This is a genomic window from Lachnoanaerobaculum saburreum DSM 3986 (assembly GCF_000185385.1).
Classification (GTDB): domain Bacteria; phylum Bacillota; class Clostridia; order Lachnospirales; family Lachnospiraceae; genus Lachnoanaerobaculum; species Lachnoanaerobaculum saburreum.
This window is the reverse complement of sequence record NZ_GL622327.1, coordinates 1-602: the sequence shown is the minus strand read 5'-3', so window position 1 is coordinate 602 and position 602 is coordinate 1. Positions and strand designations below refer to the sequence as shown.

2 pseudogenes are annotated in these 602 nt (G+C 37.9%); both read left to right on the top strand.

Going from position 1 to position 602, the window contains the following annotated elements:
* Positions 1-256, top strand: a pseudogene (locus HMPREF0381_RS14230) (IS630 family transposase); the annotation flags it as partial.
* 162 nt (positions 257-418) lie between these two features.
* Positions 419-602, top strand: a pseudogene (locus HMPREF0381_RS15540) (IS1182 family transposase); the annotation flags it as partial.

The window sequence follows — 602 nt, the reverse complement described above, 5'->3', positions numbered from 1 at the left end:
AAAATTTGAATTTGTATTTACTCCAAAACACGGTTCATGGTTGAACCTTGTTGAAGGATTCTTTAGTAAGCTTACTCGACAGTCCTTAAAGGGTATTCGTGTTAATAGCAAAGAGGAACTGGTGGAGCGAATATATAAGTATTTTGAGGAAGTCAACGCCGACCCGGTAGTATATCACTGGAAATATCGTCTCGAAGAGATTGATTTAGGTGAGCAGGTTCAGGTTGATACATTACCTCTTAAAAAGTCGAGTTAACTATTGACAGTTATACTAGTACTTTTATGGGAACCGGATACAAGTACATTTGTTTACGGAAGCGGAAAGCGAAAATCCAAAGAACAGCGTCATTATGAACACTTGACTACCTTCTGTCAGAAACTTCAAGAATACATACAAAAAATTGAAATCTGTGGTCCTAACCGAAACAGTTACTCTAAAACAGATAAATCAGCTACCTTTATGCGTATCAAAACGGATTACATGGGCAATGATCAGCTTCTGCCGGCATATAATGTACAGATTGGTGTAGCAGATGAATATATTACAGTTGTTGACGTGAACCGGTATCGTTCGGATATGGATTGCTTTGTTCCTTTGATGT